General features: G+C 76.2%; 3 protein-coding genes. 2 read left to right on the top strand and 1 reads right to left on the bottom strand.

Annotation, left to right across the window (positions count from 1 at the left end; genetic code table 11):
* Together AC0CYZ_RS27565 and AC0CYZ_RS27560 are read left to right on the top strand one after the other, a co-directional pair.
* A partial coding sequence (locus AC0CYZ_RS27565; protein ID WP_472221304.1) for an amidase family protein occupies positions 1-556 on the top strand: 556 nt, incomplete at its 5' end.
* A 97-nt stretch (positions 557-653) separates the two neighbouring features.
* Positions 654-1,913 (top strand): acetamidase/formamidase family protein, encoded by a 1,260-nt coding sequence (locus AC0CYZ_RS27560; protein ID WP_472221303.1) that lies wholly within the window; start codon positions 654-656, stop codon positions 1,911-1,913.
* Here AC0CYZ_RS27560 and AC0CYZ_RS27555 read toward each other — a convergent pair.
* Positions 1,885-2,856, bottom strand: a 972-nt coding sequence (locus tag AC0CYZ_RS27555) for an MFS transporter (RefSeq protein ID WP_472221302.1), incomplete at its 5' end; no start/stop codon positions are given. The two genes, AC0CYZ_RS27560 and AC0CYZ_RS27555, sit on opposite strands and share 29 nt — an antisense overlap.

Here is a 2,856-nt window from a genome sequence, read left to right as displayed (position 1 = left end):
GGACGTCGTGCCGGCGTTCGACCTCGACCGGCTCTGGGAGGCGCTGCTGCGCTGGCGGTGGTGGAACGCCGTCGAGATGGCGCCGCTGGTCGAGGACCCGGACCTGCGCGCCCGGCTCAAGCCCGAGCTGGTGTGGGAGATCGAGCACGGCACGGAGCTCTCGGCGCGGGAGGTGTCGTGGGCGGCGACGGTGCGCGCCCAGTGGTACGCGGCGGTCGTCGCGCTGTTCGAGCGGTTCGACGTGCTCCTCGCCCCGGCGACGCAGGTGCACCCCTTCGCCGCCGACGTGCCGTGGCCGCGCGAGATCGACGGCCGGGCGATGGACACCTACCACCGCTGGATGGAGACGGTGGCGCCGTGGTCGATGGCCGGCGTCCCGGTGCTCGGCATGCCCGCCGGGTTCACCCTCGACGGGCTGCCGGTCGGGGTGCAGCTGATCGGGCCGCCCGGCGGGGACCGGCGCGTCCTCGAGGTGGCGCTGACCCACGAGGCGGCGACGGACTGGTCGGCCCGCCGCCCGCCGCTGCTGGACCGTCGGCCCGCTCGCGCCCCGTAGCCCCACCGCAACACGGCGTCATCCGGGCGAGACCTCCGCGTGATCAGCTGCCCGGTACGTCGGGTGTACGCGGATCGGTCGAGGCTGGGGGCACGCGATGGACGAGGGCGAACGGTGGGCGACGACGCTGCGGGGCGCGCTCGGGCGGCGCGGGTTCCTGCTGGCCGGCGCCGGGGTCGCGACGCTCGGGGCCGCCGCCTGCTCCGGGCCGTCGTCGGGAGCTCCGTCGGCGCCGGCGTCGACGATCCCGGTGCTGCAGCCGCTGACCGGGGGCGCCCCGCCGAACTACGTCCCGGCGACCCCGACCTCCGTGCTCTGGGGTCACCTGCCGACTCGCGGGACCCGCCCGGTGGCGACCGTCGACAACGGTGCCACGGTCGTCGTCGACACCATCTCCCACGAGGGCGTGCTCGAGGACCAGGGCAAGGACCCGGTCGCCTACTTCACCGGCCAGGGCGTCGCGGCGGCCGACGTCCTCACCGACGCCGCCACGGTGGCCCGCCAGACCCCGCACGACGGCCCGGGCCCGCACGTGGTGACCGGCCCGATCGCGGTGCGGGGCGCCGAGCCCGGCCACACCCTCGCCGTCGACGTCCTGGACCTGCAGCTCCGGGTCCCCTACGGCGTGGTCTCCAACCGCCACGGCAAGGGCGCCCTGCCCGGCGAGCTCCCCGAGGCGTGGGACGGCCGGCCCGAGTTCGCGCGGTGGTTCAACACCGGCCGTGAGGTCAGCGTGTTCACGCCCGCGCAGGCTGGCCCGGGTGGGCTCGTCGGCGCCCTCGGTCCGGCGACGTTCCCGCTCGCCCCGTTCCTCGGGATCATGGGCGTGGCCCGCGACACCGACGCGCAGGTCGACTCGGTCCCGCCGACCGACACCGGCGGCAACCTCGACGTGAACGACCTGGTGGTCGGGTCGCGCCTCTACCTGCCGGTGCGCGTGCCGGGCGCGCTCTTCTTCACCGGCGACCCGCACATGGCCCAGGGCGACGGGGAGGTGGCGCTGACCGCGATGGAGGGCTCCCTGCGGGCGACCGTGCGGCTCACGACCATCCCGCCGGGCGGGCCCGCCCCGAAGGCCGCGTTCACGTTCCCGTTCGGCGAGACCCCGACCCACTGGGTGCCGATCGGGCTGTCGGACCCCGACGGACCCGACGGCGGTGGGAACCAGACCTCGCTCGACCTCGCGATGCGCGACGCGGTCCGGCGGGCCCTCGCGTTCCTCGTCGGCGACCGGGGGATGGCGGCCCCGGTCGCCTACGCCTACCTCTCGGCGGCCACGGACTTCCAGGTCTCCCAGGTGGTCGACCGCACCACCGGGGTGCACGCGCTCATCCGGAAGGCCGACTTCCCGACCTGACGTCCGCCGGCGCACGCAGCAGCCGGGCCTGGAACGCCGCACCGGCGAGCACCGCCGCGGCGACGACGCCGACCACGGCCATCGCCGTCGTGAACGAGGCCGACGCGGCGGCGACCAGCGCCGGGTCGGCCGTGGCCGCGAGCGTCCCGCCGAGGGTGTCGCCCGGGACGCCGGCCGGCAGTCCGGCCCGGTAGGTCGCGGCCGCGACGCTGCCCAGCACCGCGACGCCGAGCGCCCCGCCGAGCTCGAAACCGGTCTCGGAGATCGCGGACGCGGCCGCGGCGCGGTCGGCCGGCACGGACCCGAGGATCAGGTCGGTGGTCAGCGTCTCGACGAGCGCGACCGCCATCCCCGCCAGGGCCATCCCGACGACGACCGCCGCGGGCCCGGCCCCGACGCCGAGCAGCGCCAGTGCCCCGAACCCGACCGCCGCCAGGGCGAGGGCGCCGACGATGAGCCGCCGGACCTCGACGTGGCGGGCCACCCGGGCCGCGACCAGTGCACCCGCCATGCCGGTGAGCGTGCCCGGGACGAGCCACAGCGCGGCCGCCAGCGGCGACATCCCCGCCACGAGCTGCAGGTACTGCGGCACGAGCACGAGCAGTCCGACCAGCGCGAACACGCTGAGCAGGTTGGTGGCCACCGACACCGAGAACGCCCGGCGGGCGAACAGGCGCAGGTCGAGCAGCGGGTCGACCACCGTGCGCTGGCGGTGCACGAACCACATGCCCGAGCCGACCCCGACGACGCCCGCGATCACGCCGGCCGTCGTGACCCCGTCGGTCGCCACCGACTTCAGCGCGTAGACCACCGGCAGCATCGTCGTGAGGGCCAGCGCCGCGGAGGGCAGGTCGAAGCGTCCGGGACGGGGGTCGCGGCTCTCGGGCAGCAGCACCGGTCCGAGCGCCAGCAGCGCGAGGCAGACCGGGACGTTCACCAGGAA

This window comes from Actinomycetospora sp., assembly GCF_055612215.1.
This window is presented reverse-complemented; position numbering and strand designations above follow the sequence as displayed.

What these genes read in the sequence shown, in the direction of transcription:
- AC0CYZ_RS27560 (WP_472221303.1), top strand. Translation starts at nt 654, where the DNA reads ATGGACGAGGGCGAACGGTGGGCGACGACGCTGCGGGGCGCGCTCGGG.